A 282-nucleotide genomic window follows, 5' to 3' on the forward strand; every position below is an offset into this window, starting at 1 on the left:
GCGGGGTCGACCAGCGCGTGCGCACGGGTGCGCCGGGCCAGGTCGTCGTCGACGTTGGACAGCAGCCCGACGCGGTGGTCCGCGGCCACGTCGGCGATCCCCGCGGCGACGTCCGGCCACAGCGGCCAGTCGGCGACCGACTCCTCGAGCAGGCTCAGGTCGCCGGCGGCGTACGACTCGTCGTGGCCGAGGTCGCGCCAGGCGCGGTGCAGCGCCTCGAGCGAGACGTCGTGGAAGGTCGTGGGCGTGGTGGCGGTGCGCTGGAGCGCCTTGTTGTGGCCG

Annotated in this window: 1 protein-coding gene; it reads right to left on the reverse strand. The window is 75.5% G+C overall.

Annotated elements, in window-relative coordinates; genetic code table 11:
* A partial coding sequence (locus QWY28_RS23530) for an HAD family hydrolase (RefSeq protein WP_300955334.1) occupies window positions 1-282 on the reverse strand: 282 nt, incomplete at both ends.

Source organism: Nocardioides oceani (genome assembly GCF_030412965.1).
GTDB classification, from domain to species: domain Bacteria; phylum Actinomycetota; class Actinomycetes; order Propionibacteriales; family Nocardioidaceae; genus Nocardioides; species Nocardioides oceani.